Below are 16,129 nucleotides of genomic sequence, written 5' to 3'. Positions count from 1 at the left end.
TCCGTGTCCCACCCCGTTCCCCCCGCGCAGCCCCGGCCTGAGCTGCTCTACGGCGCACCCACCGAATTCGGTGCGGCCACACCCGCGGCCGTCCCGCACACCCCCGCGCCGTATTCCGAAGCGCCCTATGCCGCTCAGCAGGCGCAGGTCCCGAACGGCCATTTCGCGGTCACGGCCTGCCGCATGTGCGGCAGCGTGCCCGCGGCCCCGGTGACGTTCCGCGGGCACCAGGGATTCATCATCTTCATGCGTTTCCTCAGCGCGGAAGGCCCGTTCTGCCGCGACTGCGGCCTGGCCACGTTCCGTTCCATGACGTCCCGCACGCTGGTGCAGGGCTGGTACGGCTGGGCGTCGTTCATCATCACGCCGATCACCGTCCTGATCAATCTGGTCAAGCGGGGCAAGGTCGCCAATCTCGGCGTCCCGCAGCCCAATCCGTTCGGCCCCAGCCGCCCGCCGATGAATCCGGGCAAACGCCTGCTGCTGCGTCCCATGACCATCATCGGGCTCGCCATTCCGGTCGCGCTGCTCGTCTTCCTCATCACGGCGATCACGCTCGACTCCTGATCGACCGGGACAGCTCGTCGAGAATGGCGTCGACCGGGCCGAACGACAGGATCCCGCTCTGTGCCCCGGCCGTCTCACCCGCGGCCGGGAGCAACTCCTCGTAGAGTTGCGCCATCACGTCGCGGGCGCCGAGGTCGATCGCCGCCCGCGCCGCCAGCCAGAGCCGCGCCTCCCACAGCAGGTCGTGCGGAGACTCCGGCAGGGCACGCAGCGCGTCGGCCGCCTCCGCGCGCTTCCCCGCCGCGAGCAGCAGACCCGGCCGCGCCCAGGGCTCATACGGTCCCAGTCCGCCCCCGGGCGTCTCACCCACGGACACCAGGATCAGACCCAGCAGGCCGTCCGCCACTCCGGGCATGTGCGCCCCGGCCAGCTGCGCACAGGCTCGACGGTACGCAACCACGTCCCGATCGCCGCGGAGCGCACTGTAGAGCGAGGTGAACACCCCGACCATCGGCAGGTCGTAATCGCCCGCGAGCCGATCCGCCGCGGCGGCGTGCCGATCCGCCGCCGGGAAGTCGCCGAGCGCGCACGCCGACTGCAGCTGGATGAGCCGGCCGAGCACCTCGAAGACCACCAGCCCGTGCGCCGCGGCGAGCGCCGTCAGCTCCGCGCCGACAGCCGCGCGTGCGGGGGCCTGACCGGGCTGCTCGAACGTGTGCATGAACCGTGCGTTCAGGGCCGGCGCCAGCAGCGCGGGGTCGCCGCTCTCCCGGGCGAGCAGCTCGGCCTCGATCGCCGCCGCCCGGCCCCGGCCGCCGGTGTCGCCGCGCAACTCGAGCGCGAGCGTGCTGAGAAGCCGGCTGCGTAACGCATCCGGTGCTCCCGGAAGTGCGCTCTCGACCGCCGCGACGATCCGGCCGGACAGCTCCTGATCGTCGTTGCGGGGCCAGATCGCGGGCACGTCGAACGCGGTCAGCACATGGGCGAGCAGGTCACGGTCGCCCATCCCGGCCGCTTCGGTGATCGCCTGCGCCCGCAACGCCCGCGTCCGGTCGAGGTGCCCGATCACCGCGAGCGCCCGCCCCAGCCCCATGACGGCGGTCAACCGCTCCCGCCCGAGGCCACCATCCGCCCGGTCGCCAGCCGCCCGGGCGCTACCCGCCCGTTCGGGGGCCGCGCGGTCGCAGGCCGCGAGCGATTGGCGCCACAGTCTTGCTGCCTCGTGCGGGTTGCTGCGCGCTTCTGCCCGTTCGGCCGCCGACCGTGCGTAGCGTGCGGCCTTCATCACGGCGTCGGCCCCTGCGGCGTGCGCGAAATGGTGCGCCAGCGCGGCGTGATCGTCCGGGCGCACCTTCTCGAGCACCCCGGCGGCATCCGCGTGCCACCGGCCCCGGCGCAGCGCGGACAGGTCGTCGTAGAGCGTGTCCCGCACCAGGATGTGCGTGAACCGGACCGCGCCCGCCGACTCGCTCAGAAACCCCGCACCCAGCGCCGCGTCCAGCGAATCCAGCACGTCCACGCCCGCGAACCCGCCCAGCACCTCGGGGTCCACGTCGCGCCCGAGCACGGCCGCCCGCCGCAGGACGTCCTGCGCGCCGTCCGGCAGCCGGGTGAGCCGGTGCCGGATGACATCGCGTACGCCGTCCGGAACGTCCCCCATCGCCGACCCCGACGCGTGCAACCGGGCCAGTTCCCGCGCGAAGAACGGGTTGCCCCCACTGCGCCGGTAGATCGTCCGCGTCGCCTGCTCGCCGACGTCCCCGACCAGCGCACCGGTCTCGTCCTCGCTGAGACCACCGAGCCGCACCCGCACCGGCTCGGCCTTCGCGAACCTCGCGAGCGCTCCGCCCAGCGCCTGCCCGACCTCGTGTTCGCGGTACGTACCCATCACCAGAGCCGCGCCCTCACCGGGGTCATCGAGCAGCCCGGTCAGCAGGTCGAGGCTGTCACCGTCGGCCCGGTGCAGGTCGTCGGCGATCAGCAGCACCGGCCCGCTCCCACCGGTCAGCCGCTCGCCCCGCACCCACGGCCAGACGACCGGCGCGCCCTCGTGTTCCGGGCTACGCCCCCAGACGGTCGCCCAGCCACGCCCGGCGAGCTCCCGCGCGAGCGCCTCGGCCAGGGCGGTCTTCCCCGCGCCCGCTTCCCCACCGACGAGCGCAAGCACCGGCCGGCCCCGAGTCTCCGCCTCGCCGGCAGCAGCCATCAGCTCACCCAGCTCACCCCGCCGCCCGACGAACCGCCGCCCCGGATCAGCCCGCCCGCCAGACTGCTCGGCAAGTGGCGCCGCAGACGCCGCGCCACGATGCAACCCCGAAAGGTGCGGCGCCTGAGCGAGCACGTCGGCCTCGAGCTGCTTGAGCCGCGGCCCCGGATCGACGCCCAGCTCCGTGACCAGGACCTCCCGGGCCTGCCGCAGCGCACCGAGCGCCTCACCCTGGCGCCCGCACCGGTAGAGCGCCGTGGCGAGCAGATGCCACGCGTCCTCCCGCAACGGCCGCTCCCCCACCTGCGCCTGCAACCCGGCGACAGCCTCGGCGGCCCGCCCGAGCGCCATCAACGCCGCAGCCCGCCGCTCGACGGCGAGCATCCGCAGCTCGTCGAGACGGTCGATCTCGGCGCGTGCCCAGCCCCGGTCGGCGTACTCGGCGAATGGCGGACCCGCCCAGAGCGCAAGGCCCTCCTCCAGCCTGGCGAGCACTTCCCCGGGATCTCCGGCAGCGGCGGACGTGGTGACCAGACGCTCGAAGAGCCAGGCGTCGACCGCATCGGGCGCGACCCGGAGCAGATAGCCGGGTGGGGTCGTGACCAGCACCGATGCGGGCTGCCGGGGAACGCGGTCCGGTTCCAGGGCCCGCCGCAGATCCGCGACGAAGGTGCGGATGGCCGCGACCGGAGCCTCCGGCGGTGTCTCCCAGAGGTCCTCCACGAGCCGGTCGACGGAGACGACCCGCCCCCGTGCGATCAGCAGCCGCGCCAGCACCGCCCGCGGCCGCGCACCCCGGAGCGCCACGGGACCGCCCGCGCTGACCGCACCGACCGTCCCGAGCACCCTGAATGTCATCGCGCTCAAGTCACCATCGTAGGAGCCGGCACTCATCCGCCGCTCATCCGCCGCTCATCACCCGCGCGCAGGCTGGGCGGCATGACCACGTTCACCGGATTCGACCGAGTCACCGTCCCCGTAGCCGACGGGGTTTCCCTGCACGCCGTCGTCGGCGGGTCGGGCTCCCCCGTCGTGCTGCTGCACGGTTTTCCCCAGACCCACCTGATGTGGCGGCACGTGGCGGCCGATCTCGCCGCCGACCACACCGTCATCTGCCCGGACCTGCGCGGTTACGGCGCGAGCGACAAGCCTGAGGATCGCGACGGTACGGCGTACGCCAAGTCGACGATGGCCGCGGACATCGTCGCGCTGGCCAGGGAGCTCGGCCATGACCGGTTCGCGCTCGCCGGGCACGACCGCGGTGCCCTGGTGGCCTTCCGCGCCGGCCTGGACCACCCGGAGGCGATCAGCCACCTGGCGATCCTGGACGTCGTGCCGACCCTCGACATGTGGGGCGTGCTGCACGGCGTGAACGCGGCCGTCGCGTTCCACCTGTACCTCATGGCCCAGCCGCCGGGTCTCCCGGAGCGGATGATCGGTGCGGCCCCGGACGACTTCTTCGCGTACTTCCTGGACGCCTGGACGAACGACGCCGCCTCGACGAACGACCCAGCCTCGACGAACGACCCAGCCTCGATGAACGACCCCGCCTCGATCCCGCCGGAGGTCCGCGCCGAGTACCTGCGGGCGTCGCGCGAGGCGGTCCCGTCGATCGTCGCCGACTACCGGGCGTCCGCGCGGATCGACATCGCCGAGGACCAGGCATCCCGGGACACGGGCACCGAACTCCGCATGCCCGTGACCGTGCTGCAGCAGGACTGGGGTGCCGCGCTGGGCTACGACGCCGCCGCGGTCTGGCGGGCCTGGGCCCCCGGCCTCACCCACGACACCGTGACGAGCGGCCACTTCATGGCCGAGGAGGACCCGGCCACGGTGGTCAAGGCTCTGCGCACGCTCCTGGCCCGATAACCACCATGGGGGTACGCCCGGAGCAGCGCGGCCGCGCGTTGAGCCGGCCGCCCTGCTCCGCGGTCAGGCAGCCGCCCCGCGCAGGATCGCGTCGACGATCTTCTCGGCGAGCCCCTCAGCCGGCACAGCGGGGTTGAAGTGGAACAGGTTCTGCGCCATCGACGGGGCACTGAGCATCAGCGTGGTCAGCTCGACGTCGAGGTCAGCCCGCAGCTCACCCGTCTCGATACCGCGGCGCAGCACCTCGCGGGTGACGTTGCGGCGGGGCTCGGTGACGCGCTGCCAGACGTCGTACAGCTCCGGGTTCTTGGCGATCTCCGGAAGCAGGCAGGCCGTCGCCCGGGTGTGTTTCTCGTTGTCCTTGCCGATGGGCCTGGTCGCGAGCAGGATCAGGTCCTCCCGCAGCGACCTGCCCTGCGGGACCGGCGGCGGGCCCTTCATCCGCAGCATCGCGTCGACGAGCAGCGTCTCCTTGTTGGGCCAGCGCCGGTAGAGCGTCGCCTTGCCCACCCCGGCCTTCGCCGCCACCGCCTCCATCGACATGGCGGCGGCGCTCTGGCCGGAGCTGAGCAGGGCGATCACGGCCTCGAGGATCGCGTCGTCGGCCCGGGCGTCACGGGGCCGGCCAGGTGCCTTGCGCCACTGGCCGGCTTCCGTGTCGGTAGTCATGTCATCCATTGTTACCGAGGTTTCACTTGCTCGCCACGACGGGTGTCATGCCTCGACCAGTTCCACTCCCTGTTCCTCGGCGAGACCCTCCGCCGAGGTTGCCGCCGGTGCCTGCGCGGGGCGCTTGCCCGGCAGCCAGATCGCGGCGACGAGCGCGCCGAGCAGGGCGAAGACGGTCGTCCCGATGGCGGCGTAGTGCATCGCCGACAGGAAGGCGTCGTTCGCGCTGGAGATCAGCGCCTGCCCCGCGGCCCCGGACTGGGACGCGACGCCGTACGCACCGGAAATGGATTCCTGCGCCGCCTCCCGCGCGGCGTCAGGCAGGGCCTGTGTCGCGGCTTCCATGTCGTCACGGTAGAAGGAGGAGAGGATCGCTCCGAGCACCGCGACGCCGAGGGCGCCGCCGACCTGCCGGACGGTGTTGCTGACCGCGGATCCGACGCCGGCCTTCTCCCGCGGGAGAGCGGCCATGATCGTCTCGGTGGCAGGCGGCATGACGTTGGCCATACCGACACCCATGAGAAAGAACAGGGCACCGACGATCCAGATGGGCGTGCTCGCCCCGATGAACACCCAGCCGAACAGCCCGGCCGCGACGAGCAGCAGCCCGACCGTGCCGACCGCCTTGGGGCCGAACCGCTTGACCATGGCGGCGCTGCGCGGCGCGAACACGAGCTGTCCCACGGCGAACGGGACGAACAGCGCGCCGGACGCCAGCGGGCCGTAGCCCCGCACGAGCTGCAGGTAGAACGCGCTGAAGAACATGGCGCCCATGCTCGCGAAGAACACGAGCCCGACCATGCCGGTGGACGCGGAGAACGTGCTGTTCTTGAACAGCTTCACGTCCAGCGACGGGAACGAGATGCGCCGCTCGTAGAGCACGAACGAGGTCAGCACGATCGCGGCGCCGGCGAGCGTCCCCCAGGCCTGCGGGTGACCGAAGCCGTCCTCGCCACCGGTGATGACGCCATAGGTGAGCAGCGACAGCCCGATGACGGACAGCAGCACGCCCACGAAGTCGATGCGCCCGGGCTTCGGGTCACGCGACTCGGGCACCAGCACGAACAGCAGGACGATGCCGACGATCACGACCGGCACGTTGATCAGGAAGACCGAGCCCCACCAGAAGTTCTCGAGCAGCAGCCCGCCGATGACCGGCCCGATCGCGACGGCGAGCCCGACGGCCCCGGCCCAGACGCCGATGGCGCGGCCCCGCTCGTGCGGCTCGAACACGTTGGCGATGATGGACAGCGTCGCCGGCATGACCGCGGCGGCACCGAGGCCCATGAGGGCCCGCGCACCGATCAGCTGCCCGGGCGTCTGCGAGTACGCCGAGATCAGCGACGCCAGGCCGAAGACACCGAGCCCGAGGGCCAGGCTGATCCGCCGGCCGAACCGGTCGGCCATGATGCCGGCGGTGAACAGCAGACCGGCGAAGACGAGGGTGTAGGAGTTGATGGCCCATTCGAGCTGACCCTGGTCGGCCCCGAGGCCGTGCTTCGGGTCGGCGATGGTGCGCAGGGCGACGTTCAGGACGGTGTTGTCCAGAACGACGACGAGAAGGCTGATGACCAGGACGCCGAGAATGGCCCAGCGCCGGGGATGCCCCGCTGAGGGCTGCACTGCCTGTGGTTGATCCATGAGTGTGCTCTCCCGAGCTCGACCGCGATACGATACGGAACTGTTTCGTATCGTCAATCAAGGTAGCTGCCGGCTTTCCGATACGGAACCGTCTCGTATCGAAAGTGAGCGGCGACACACCTGAGCCCAGTCGTCGTCCACGATCGAAAACACCACGGTGTCCCGCCAGGAACCATCGGCACGACGCCGGTGCTTGCGCAGGATTCCTTCCCGAACGGCCCCGAGCCGCTCGATCGCCCGCTGCGCCCGGACATTGCGGACATCGGTGACCAGCACGACCCGGACCGCCCGCAGCCCCTCGAACGCGAAGCGCAGCATGAGCAGCTTCGACTAGGCGTTGTACCCGCTCCCCCAGAACTCCCGCCCCAGCCACGTGTACCCGATCGTCACCGTCCGGAGCACCGGATCCGGCCCGGCGAACGACGTCGTCCCCACGAACCGCCCGGTCGCCACCTCGATCTGCGCATATGGCAACCGCTCACCCCGCGCCCGGGCGGCGAGCGCGCTCATGATGTGCCCGCGCGCATCGTCCACGGTGGCCGGCACCGCCAGCGCCCCACCGGCCGGGCTCTGCCATCGGAAGATCTCGGCGGCTTCCTCGGGTGTGCCCACGGCCGCTAGATAGGCCTCCGCGTGCTCTATCGCCAGCGGCTCCAGCCGGATCCGCTCACCCTGAAGCACCGGCATCGCGTACCACAAACCGTCGTCATTCACGGCCCGCATGATCGCAGCCGACGGCACAAGCCACCCACCGATTTCCCGGTCGCGTGACCACGCACGCAAGGGCTCAGCGCGACGGAACCGGGTGGGGCGAAAGCCTGGAGGGGGTCAGCGCGGCGTGACCGGCTGGGCCAGGAGAAGGAGGGCCGCGGTGACCGTTTCCGCCATCGCGTCGCGGGCGGAGGTGAGGTAGCGGCGGGGGTCGGTGAGCTTGGGGTCGGCGGCGAGGGTCTCGCGTACGGCGGCGGTGAAGGCCTTGTTCAGGGCTGTGCCGATGTTGATTTTGACCATGCCGGCTCGGACGGCGGCGCGCAGTTCGTCGTCCGGGACGCCGGACGAGCCGTGCAGGACCAGGGGCACGCCGACGGCGTCGCGCAGGCGGGCGATCAGGTCGTGGTCGAGGCGCGCGGTGCGGGTGGCCATCGCGTGCGACGAGCCGACCGCGACCGCGAGGGCGTCCACGCCGGTTGCCGCGACGTAGGCCGCCGCCTCGGCAGGATCGGTGCGTACGCCCGGAGCGTGCGCGCCGTCCTTCCCGCCGATCTCGCCGAGCTCGCTCTCCACCCAGAGCCCCCGCTCGTGCCCCCGGCGCACGGCAGCTGCCGTGGCGGCGACGTTCTGCTCGTACGCCAGCAGCGACGCGTCGTACATGACCGAGCCGAATCCGCACGCGGCGGCCTGGTCGAACAGTTCGTCGCTGACCACGTGGTCGAGGTGCAGCCCGACCGGGACCGAGGAGCTCTCGGCGATCGACCGCGCGGCGGCGGCGATCGGGGCGAGCCGGCCGTGGTGGAAGCGGACCGCGTTCTCGCTGATCTGCAGGACGACGGGCCGGCCCGCGTTCTCCGCCCCGGTGACCACGGCTTCGGCGTGCTCGATCGTGATGACGTTGAAGGCGCCGACCCCGCTGCCCGATTCCCGGGCAGCCGCGACGATCTCGCCGGTAGGTGTGAACAAGGGTGGACCTTCCGATCAGGTGCAGGTGAGGGGTGGTTGGTCAGGTGCGGGGTGGCAGGGCCCGGAGCAGGCGGTGGTACGTGTCCAGGTCGACCGAGCCGGCGACCGGTGCGGCAACCGCCGCCGCGGAGAGCGCCACGGCGTCGGCGAGCAGCTCCGGCCACGGCGTGCGATCGCGCAGCCCCCGCGCCAGGGCGGCCACACACGCATCGCCCGCGCCGGTCGGATTGCCCGCGAGACGCTCGGGGGGAGCGGCCTCCCAGACCCCGCCGGCATCCGACGCGAGCAGACCCAGCGGCCCCCGGGAGACGACAACGGCACGCGCCCCGCACGCCAGCACACCCGCGGCGGCCGCAGCAGAAGCACCGGCCGCACCGGCCGCACCGGCCACACCGGCCGCACGGGGCTCGGCGGGCTCGGCGGGCTCGGCGGGCTCGGCGGGGAAGAGCTCGGCGAGCTCGGCCGCGTTGGGTTTCGCCAGGTCGGGCCGGGCGGCCAGACCGTGGCGCAGCGCCTCGCCACTGGTGTCGAGCACGGTCTGCGCGCCGGCATCGGCGGCCAGCCGGATCAGCGTCGCGTAACCGTCGGCAGGAACCCCGGGCGGCAGCGATCCACTCAGCGCAACGACGTCGCCCGCGCCCACCAGCGCGCGGAAACGGTCAAGGAAGGCTGTCCACTCGTGCGCGCTCACCAGAGGGCCGGGCTCCCAGAAGCCGGTCGCGTCGTCGCCGTCGGCAACCGCGACCGTGCGCCGGGTCTCCCCCGCGATCGGGACGAACGCCGCCGTGATCCCGTGCCCGGCGAGCAGGTCGCTGATGCGCGCCCCGGTGGAGCCGCCCAGCAGGCCGGTGGCGACGACCGGCTCGCCGAGCTGGGCGAGCACGCCGGCCACGTTGAGCCCCTTGCCGCCGGGACGCTCGGCCACCGCGGACACCCGGTGGGTGCCGTGCGGGACCAGCGCGTCGACCGTGTAGGTCAGGTCGAGCGCGGGGTTCAGGGTCACCGTGACGATCATCGTTTCAGCAGCCTCGTTTGCCTGGGGTGTCGCCGATTCAACTGATCGAACGAACAGGTGTCAATAGCCGTTTGTGCGCGTATGGTGCTCTCGGCCTGCTATTCGTGGGCATGGACCGGCAAGTGAGCATTCTGAGTTGTTCATATGGACAACCAAGGGCGGGAGAGACATGGACGTTCTGGTGGTCGGGGACGCGAATCCGGACCTGGTGCTGCGGGGCGACGTCCGGCCCCGCTTCGGGCAGGCCGAGCAGCTGCTCACCGGCGCGGACCTCGTGCTCGGCGGCTCGGCGGCCATCACGGCCGCCGGTTGCGCGCGGCTCGGGCTGAGCACGACGCTGCTCACCGCGCTCGGCGACGACGTGTTCGGGGCGATCACCCGCCAGCGGCTCGAGGAGCGCGGCGTCGCCCTGCTGCTCGCGAGGACCGCGCCGGAGATCCCCACGGGGCTGAGCGTCATCCTGACCCCGGACGACGACGACCGCTCGATCCTGACGCTCCCGGGCACGATCCCTGCCCTGCGACCGGAGGACGTCACGGACGAGCACCTGGCGGCCACCCGTCACGTACACGTCGCATCGCTCTATCTGCAGCCGGGTCTGGCCGCGGGCCTCGCGGGGGTGTTCGCACGAGCACGCGCCGCGGGCGTGACCACCTCGCTGGACACCAACTGGGATCCCGCCGAACGCTGGGACTCCATCGAGGACATCCTCGCGCACACCGACGTGTTCCTCCCGAACGCGAACGAGCTGCGGGCGGTCACCGGCGAGCAGGACGTGGACAGGGCCGCGGCGAAGCTGGTCGCGCGGGGCACCACTGTGGTGATGAAGAACGGCGCGGCGGGCGCACGGGCCTGGGGACCTGACGGCGAATCGTCCGCTCCCGGGCGTACGGTCGAAGTGGCCGACACCACCGGGGCGGGTGACAGCTTCAACGCGGGTTTCCTGGCCGGCCGGCTCGCCGGACTGCCGGTCGCGGAAGCGATCCGCTGGGCCGCCGCCGCGGGTTCCCTGAGCACCCGGGCAGCGGGAGGAACCGCCGCCCAGGCCACCCGCGCAGACCTCGAAGCGTAGAAAACGCCGTGACCCGGCGGAGGCGGAACACTTCCGCCGGGTCACGCATCACCCCTTCAGACCGGTGAAGGTCATCGTCGCGATGAACCGGCGCTGGGCGACGAGGAAGGCCACGATCAGCGGCAGCGTCGCGATGACGTTGCCCGCCATGAGCTGCGACCATTCCGTGCGCCGGGTGCCCTGGAAGCTGGCCAGCCCGACCTGCAGCGTGAACTTCGTGTCGTCCGAGATCGCCACCAGCGGCCACAGCAGATCGTTCCAGCTCGACAGCAACGTGAAGATCGCGAGGGTCGCGAGCGCCGGACGGGCGAGCGGCAGCACCACGCTGACGAACGTGCGCAGGGTGCCGGCGCCGTCGAGTCGCGCGGCCTCCTCCAGCTCCACGGGCAGGCCGAGGAAGAACTGCCGCATGAGGAAGATGCCGAAGGCCGAGGCCAGCCAGGGTACGAACGCCGCGGCCAGGGTGTCCACGATGCCGATGCGGGCGAACATCAGGTACGTCGGGATCATCAGCAGCTGCATCGGGACCATCACCGTGGCGACGATCACGACGAACGCCAGGCCCCGGCCCGCGAACCTGAGCCGCGCGAACCCGTAGCCGGCCAGGGAGCACAGGATCAGGTGCGACACCACCGCGATCGCCGACACGAGAACGGTGTTGGCGAACCAGCGCACGATGTGCGACTCGCTCAGCAACGTGCGGTAGCCCTCGAGGTGCAGACTGGTCGGGATGAACTTCGGCGGAAACTGGTTGATCTCCTGCGCGCTCATGAACGAGGTCAGGACCATCTGCACGAGCGGCAGCACGAAGATGAGCGCCAGCGGCATGAGCAGCAGGTGCCACGGGCTGAACGGAAGACGCCATTTCATCGCAACGACTCCGATCCGTTGCGGCGGCTGTACCACATCACGACGAGCGTGAGCAGCAGAGTCACCGCGAACAACAGGTACGCGAGCGCCGCGCCGTAGCCGAGCCGCTGGGTCTGGAACGCGAGCTCGTAGATGTAGTAGACGACCGTCTGGGTGCTGTTCATCGGGCCGCCGCGGGTGGTGGTGTAGATGAGGTCGAACAGCTGCATCGCGGTGATGGTCTGCCAGATCGTGGTGAAGACGGTCACCGGGCGCAGCTCCGGCAGCGTGATGTGCAGGAACACCCGCCACCGGCTCGCGCCGTCCACCGTCGCCGCCTCGACCAGCTCCGCGGGGATGTCCTGCAGCGCGGCGAGGTAGATGACCGCGCAGAAGCCGACCTCGCCCCACAGCGCGATGAGACAGATGACCACCAGGGCCTGATTGGGATTCTCCAGGAAGCCCTGGGTGGGCAGCCCGATCCGGCGCAGCACCTCGTTCGCCGCCCCGAACTGCGGGTTGAAGACGAAGCTCGCGAGGATGCCGGTCGCGGCGGCGGACGCCACGTAGGGCACGAAGATGCAGGTCCGGTAGAAACCGAGCAGCCGGATCTTCTGGTTGAGCGCGACCGCGATGAGGATGCCGAGCAGGATCGAGCCCGGCACGAACAGCACGGTGAGCAGCAGGGTGTGCTTCGCCGCGGCGACCGCGTCCGGGTCCTGCACGATGCGCTCGTAGTTGCGCCAGCCGAGGTCGGTCGCCGGGGCGATGCCGTTCCACTTGGTACGCGAGATGAAGAACGCCCACACCGCCGGGAAGATCGACAGTCCGACCACCACGAGGGTGGCGGGGGCCGCGAAGCCCCAGCCGACGAGGTTGCGGCGGGCGGCCCGGCCGCGCCGCCTGGGCGGCCGGGGTGCGCTCTCCTGCTGCGTACGCGGGGTCGCCGCGAACGTGACAGCCATCAGTCCTCCAGCGCCCCTTCGGACTTCTTGGCCGCGTCGTCGAGCGCCTGCTGGGGCTGCTTGGCGCCCTGCAGGACCTCGGCGATCGCGTCACCGACGTTGCGGCTCATCGCCTCGTAGCCCTCGACGGTCGGCCGGGCCTGCTTGGCGTTGGCCAGGTTGTCGAAGAACTCCTGGCCGCCCGGGTACTCCTTGACGTACGCCGCGAACTCGGGGCTGCTCTTCTCCGAGGTCCGCAACGGCAGGTTGCCGACGGCGAGGTTCCACTTGGCGTCGGTCCCGGAGCTGGTCAGCCACTTGACGAAGTCCCGCGAGGCACCGGCCTGGTTGGCGTTGTCATGGTCGAACAGCACCCAGAGGTCGGGGCCCGAGATGGTCTGGTGGTCACCGTTGGTCCCGGGCAGCACCGACACGCCGTACGAGACCTTCGAGGTCTTGAGCGGGTCGAGCAGCGACCACGGCCCGTTGATGACCATGCCGACGCGACCGCTGGCGAACAGCGGCATGTACTTCTCGTCGGTCTGGTCGAGGTACATCGACTTGTCGTCGACGGCCATGGCGCGCAGGGTTTCCAGCGCGGTCACCCCGGCGGCGGAGTTGAAGGCGGGCTTCTTACCGTCGAGGATCTTGCCGCCGTTCTGCCAGAGCAGGGGCCACAGGTGCCAGGTGGTGTCCTCGCTGCCGGAGACCGAGTACGCGGTTCCGTACGTGTTGGTGCCCGGGTCCGTCAGCTTCTTCGCCGCGTCGCGGAAGTCCTGCCAGGTCCAGTCCTTCGTCGGGTACGCGATGCCCTTGGCGTCGAACAGCTTCTTGTTGTAGATGATCGCGAGGTTGTCCACCAGCGCGGGGACGCCGATGACCTTGCCCTCGGCGGAGGTGGCGGTGAGCCGGGCCGCCTCCGGGATCTCGTTCCAGGCGAAGGACGGGTCGTTCACGAACGACGTGATGTCCTGGGTGCGGCCGCTGGCACCGAGCTCGCCGGCCCAGCTGCCGAACGCGTACGAGATGTCGGGGTAGCTGTCACCCGCGAACCCGGCGGACAGCTTGGTGAGCAGGTCGTCGGTCGTCGGGGCGCCCGCCGACGTCTTGATCGTGACGTTCGGGTGGGCGGTGTGGTATTCGGCAGCGAGGCTCTCGGCGACCTTCTCGGCCTCCATGGTCTGCCCGGTCCACCACGTGATGGTGACGGCAGCCGACGGGTCGTAGCCCGCCGCGGCGTCCTTACCGTCGTCGCTCGTGCCGCCGCTGCACGCGGCGAGCAGCAGGGCCGTGCTCGCCACGGCCATAAGCCGGGCCCGCCGGCCGGTCCAAGTTGTCATCACTGCCGAACCTCGATCTCTTGTCAGACCGCGTCGGTGAGTACCACCGAGCGGGTCAGCAAACGGGGGTGATCCGGGTCGAGGCCACGCTGGGCGGCCAGGGCGATCGCGAAACGCTGGGCGAGGACGAGCTGGGCGAGCGGGTCGCGGTCGTCGCGGTAGGTGGTGGCGCCGGCCGAGCGGCCGACGTCGTCGAGACCGGCGGGGACACCGCCGAAGGAGAAGACCAGGCTGTGCTCATTGGCGACAGCCACCGGTCCGTGCCGGAAATCCATTGCGGGGTACGACTCGGAGTACGCCTGTGCGGCCTCGCGCACCTTGAGCGCCGCCTCGTGAGCGAGTCCGACCGTCCAGCCGGTGCCGAGGAACACGAGATGCTCGATGGTGGCCGGATCGGCGGGCAGTGCGGCGGACAGTGCCGCCCGCCCGTCGTCCGCGAGGTGGGTCAGGTCCTCGCCGAACGCCGCGCGGGCCAGGGCGAGCACGGTGGTCGGGAAGCGGGTCTGCACGACGCTGCTCTCATCGGCGAAGTCGAGCAGGATCCGGGCCTCGGCGAGGTCGTCGATGGGCATCCCGGGCACCGCGGTGACGGCTACCCGGTGGGTTCCCTGCGGCACCTGCCGCAGCGCGTCGAGCACCTCGGTGGAGGTGCCCGACCGGCTGATCGCCACCACGCGGTCGTAGCGGCGGCGAGGCCGGTATTCCGAGGCGCACACCGCGTCTGTCTCGCCGAGGCCCGCGCTCTCCCGCAGCTCGGCGATGCACTGGGCGACGAACCAGCTGGTACCGCACCCGATGATCAGGACCCGCTCGCCGGGGGCGGCGAGCTGATCACGGGCTTCGGCGGTGAGCGTGAGTGCCTGCTCCCAGACGGCGGGCTGGCTGGCGATTTCCTCGGACGTGGCGTTCATGGTGCAGGATTATGCTCGTTTGTTTTCGCTTCACAAGATGTGAACAACAAACGAGCAATCCATGTTGCTCACCTTGCTGCACATCCGCGCTTATCGGAGCGCTTCGGGCATGAGATCGCCGTGTGCCGCGGTCAGTTCGTCGCACAGCGACCAGATCTGGTCCACGGTGAGGGTCGCGGCTGTGTTCGGGTCGGCCATCGCGGCCTGGCGGACCATCCGCTTGTCGCCGGTGATCGCCGCACGGACGGTCAGTTCGCCGACATTGATGAAGCCGCGGTTGGGTGCCGCGCACTGCAACGGCAGGTCACCGACGAATTCGGGGCGTACGCCGAGAGCGTCCACGACACACGGCACCTCCACGGCGTACCCCTGCGGAAGGTTGGTGATCAGACCCGTGTTGGCGACGTTGGCGTGCACGATCCTGCGCGTTCCCGTGGTGATGCTGTGGATGACCTGCGGCGCGTACTCCGTGGCCTCCCGGCTGATGTCGAGCGGCTCGCCGGCCAGGACCGACTTGCGCGTCGCGTGGTACTCGGCGACGTTGTCCGCGCTGATGCGCAGGTAGTCGCCGACCGGGATGCGCAGGCGCTCGATCTCGCTGTCGTGGTGCAGGTACCAGGGCACGTACTCGCTGGAGTGCTCGCTGGTCTCCGTCGGGAAGTAGCCGATGCGCGAGTACATGTCCATGCGTACCCGCCGGCGCAGCTCGGGCTCCTTGGCCAGCAGCTCGTCCAGCCGCGGGTAGAGGCTCTCGCCGCGGTGCTCCCAGCGCAGCAGCCAGGCCTGGTGGTTCACGCCCGCCGCGCGGTACTCCACTTCATCCAGGGGTACGCCGAGCAGCTCACAGAGGTCGTGCACGGTCCAGAACACCGAGTGGCAGAGCCCGACCGCCTTGAGGTCCGGCGCGACCGCCGCGAGGTAACCGATGTTCATCGCCATCGGGTTGGTGTAGTTCAGCAACCAGGCGTCCGGGCACAACTCGCGCATGTCGTCGGCGATCCCGCGCAGCACCGGGAACGTACGCAGTGCCCGGAAGATCCCGCCGATGCCCAGCGTGTCCGCGATGGTCTGGCGCAGCCCGTACTTCGCCGGGATCTCGAAGTCGCGCACGGTCGCCTCGTGCATGCCCACCTGGATGGCGTTGATGACGAAGTCGGCGCCGTCGAGCACGGCCCGGCGGTCGAGGCTGGTGGTGATGACCGGCTCGGCGCCCAGCTGGGAGGCGGTCCGGCGGGCGATCGCCTCGGCGGTCTCGAGCCGTTCCGCGTCGATGTCGTGCAGCGCGAGGGTGACCCCGCGCAGTTCGTCGAAGGAGAGGATGTCGGCGAGCAGTTCGCGGGTGAAGACCACGCTGCCGGCGCCGAGGAAGGCGATCACTGTCATGGCGTGAGTGTCAGTAGTTATTCACAGACGCGCAAGGAATCTTGGC

15 protein-coding genes are annotated in these 16,129 nt (G+C 70.9%); 3 read left to right on the top strand and 12 right to left on the bottom strand.

The genetic code is table 11. The features are described 5' to 3' along the window. Nucleotides 1-3: 3 nt before the first annotated feature. On the top strand, nt 4-567 hold the full coding sequence (locus tag Aco04nite_RS43885) for a hypothetical protein (protein WP_213003109.1): 564 nt from the start codon (nt 4-6) through the stop codon (nt 565-567). On the opposite strand, the gene Aco04nite_RS43880 is transcribed toward Aco04nite_RS43885, so the two are convergent. Beyond that, nucleotides 551-3,571, bottom strand: a complete 3,021-nt coding sequence (locus tag Aco04nite_RS43880) for an ATP-binding protein (protein ID WP_213003132.1) — start codon at nt 3,569-3,571, stop codon at nt 551-553. The two genes, Aco04nite_RS43885 and Aco04nite_RS43880, sit on opposite strands and share 17 nt — an antisense overlap. Nucleotides 3,572-3,652: 81 nt before the next feature. Between Aco04nite_RS43880 and Aco04nite_RS43875 the strand changes: the two genes are divergently transcribed. Next, a complete protein-coding gene (locus Aco04nite_RS43875; RefSeq protein WP_213003108.1) occupies nt 3,653-4,582 on the top strand; it encodes an alpha/beta fold hydrolase in 930 nt (309 codons plus the stop codon). Between the two features lie 63 nt (nt 4,583-4,645). On the opposite strand, the gene Aco04nite_RS43870 is transcribed toward Aco04nite_RS43875, so the two are convergent. The 6 genes from Aco04nite_RS43870 to Aco04nite_RS43845 form a co-directional block, all read right to left on the bottom strand. Continuing rightward, nucleotides 4,646-5,251 (bottom strand): TetR/AcrR family transcriptional regulator, encoded by a 606-nt coding sequence (locus Aco04nite_RS43870; RefSeq protein WP_244876732.1) that lies wholly within the window; start codon nt 5,249-5,251, stop codon nt 4,646-4,648. Nucleotides 5,252-5,296: 45 nt separating this feature from the next. Beyond that, complete coding sequence (locus Aco04nite_RS43865; RefSeq protein WP_213003106.1) at nt 5,297-6,892, bottom strand: MFS transporter; 1,596 nt, start codon at nt 6,890-6,892, stop codon at nt 5,297-5,299. Nucleotides 6,893-6,949: 57 nt separating this feature from the next. Then, entirely contained in the window at nt 6,950-7,210 is a 261-nt protein-coding gene (locus Aco04nite_RS43860) for a GNAT family N-acetyltransferase (RefSeq protein WP_213003105.1), read from the bottom strand. A gap of 12 nt (nt 7,211-7,222) precedes the next feature. Continuing rightward, nucleotides 7,223-7,606, bottom strand: a complete 384-nt coding sequence (locus Aco04nite_RS43855) for a GNAT family N-acetyltransferase (protein ID WP_213003104.1) — start codon at nt 7,604-7,606, stop codon at nt 7,223-7,225. Nucleotides 7,607-7,720: 114 nt separating this feature from the next. Continuing rightward, entirely contained in the window at nt 7,721-8,569 is an 849-nt protein-coding gene (locus Aco04nite_RS43850) for a class II fructose-bisphosphate aldolase (protein WP_213003103.1), read from the bottom strand. A gap of 40 nt (nt 8,570-8,609) precedes the next feature. Then, a complete protein-coding gene (locus tag Aco04nite_RS43845) occupies nt 8,610-9,584 on the bottom strand; it encodes a 1-phosphofructokinase family hexose kinase (protein WP_213003102.1) in 975 nt (324 codons plus the stop codon). Nucleotides 9,585-9,753: 169 nt separating this feature from the next. Here Aco04nite_RS43845 and Aco04nite_RS43840 point away from each other — a divergent pair, with 169 nt between their 5' ends. Beyond that, on the top strand, nt 9,754-10,656 hold the full coding sequence (locus Aco04nite_RS43840; RefSeq protein ID WP_213003101.1) for a carbohydrate kinase family protein: 903 nt from the start codon (nt 9,754-9,756) through the stop codon (nt 10,654-10,656). Between the two features lie 48 nt (nt 10,657-10,704). On the opposite strand, the gene Aco04nite_RS43835 is transcribed toward Aco04nite_RS43840, so the two are convergent. The 5 genes from Aco04nite_RS43835 to Aco04nite_RS43815 form a co-directional block, all read right to left on the bottom strand. Next, nucleotides 10,705-11,526, bottom strand: a complete 822-nt coding sequence (locus Aco04nite_RS43835) for a carbohydrate ABC transporter permease (RefSeq protein ID WP_213003100.1) — start codon at nt 11,524-11,526, stop codon at nt 10,705-10,707. After that, nucleotides 11,523-12,470 carry a carbohydrate ABC transporter permease gene (locus tag Aco04nite_RS43830; RefSeq protein WP_213003099.1) on the bottom strand — a complete coding sequence of 316 codons (948 nt, stop codon included), beginning with the start codon at nt 12,468-12,470 and terminating at the stop codon, nt 11,523-11,525. The genes Aco04nite_RS43835 and Aco04nite_RS43830 overlap by 4 nt, the downstream gene beginning before the upstream one ends. Further along, nucleotides 12,470-13,789, bottom strand: a complete 1,320-nt coding sequence (locus Aco04nite_RS43825) for an ABC transporter substrate-binding protein (protein ID WP_213003098.1) — start codon at nt 13,787-13,789, stop codon at nt 12,470-12,472. Before Aco04nite_RS43825 ends, Aco04nite_RS43830 begins: the two co-directional genes overlap by 1 nt. Nucleotides 13,790-13,812: 23 nt before the next feature. Continuing rightward, entirely contained in the window at nt 13,813-14,700 is an 888-nt protein-coding gene (locus Aco04nite_RS43820; RefSeq protein WP_213003097.1) for an SIS domain-containing protein, read from the bottom strand. Nucleotides 14,701-14,790: 90 nt separating this feature from the next. Then, nucleotides 14,791-16,083 (bottom strand): alpha-glucosidase/alpha-galactosidase, encoded by a 1,293-nt coding sequence (locus Aco04nite_RS43815; RefSeq protein ID WP_213003096.1) that lies wholly within the window; start codon nt 16,081-16,083, stop codon nt 14,791-14,793. Nucleotides 16,084-16,129: the final 46 nt, after the last annotated feature.

Source organism: Winogradskya consettensis, assembly GCF_018332715.1.
Classification (GTDB): domain Bacteria; phylum Actinomycetota; class Actinomycetes; order Mycobacteriales; family Micromonosporaceae; genus Actinoplanes; species Actinoplanes consettensis.
Note: the sequence above shows the minus strand (reverse complement) of the source record. Positions and strands in the feature narration are given on the sequence as shown.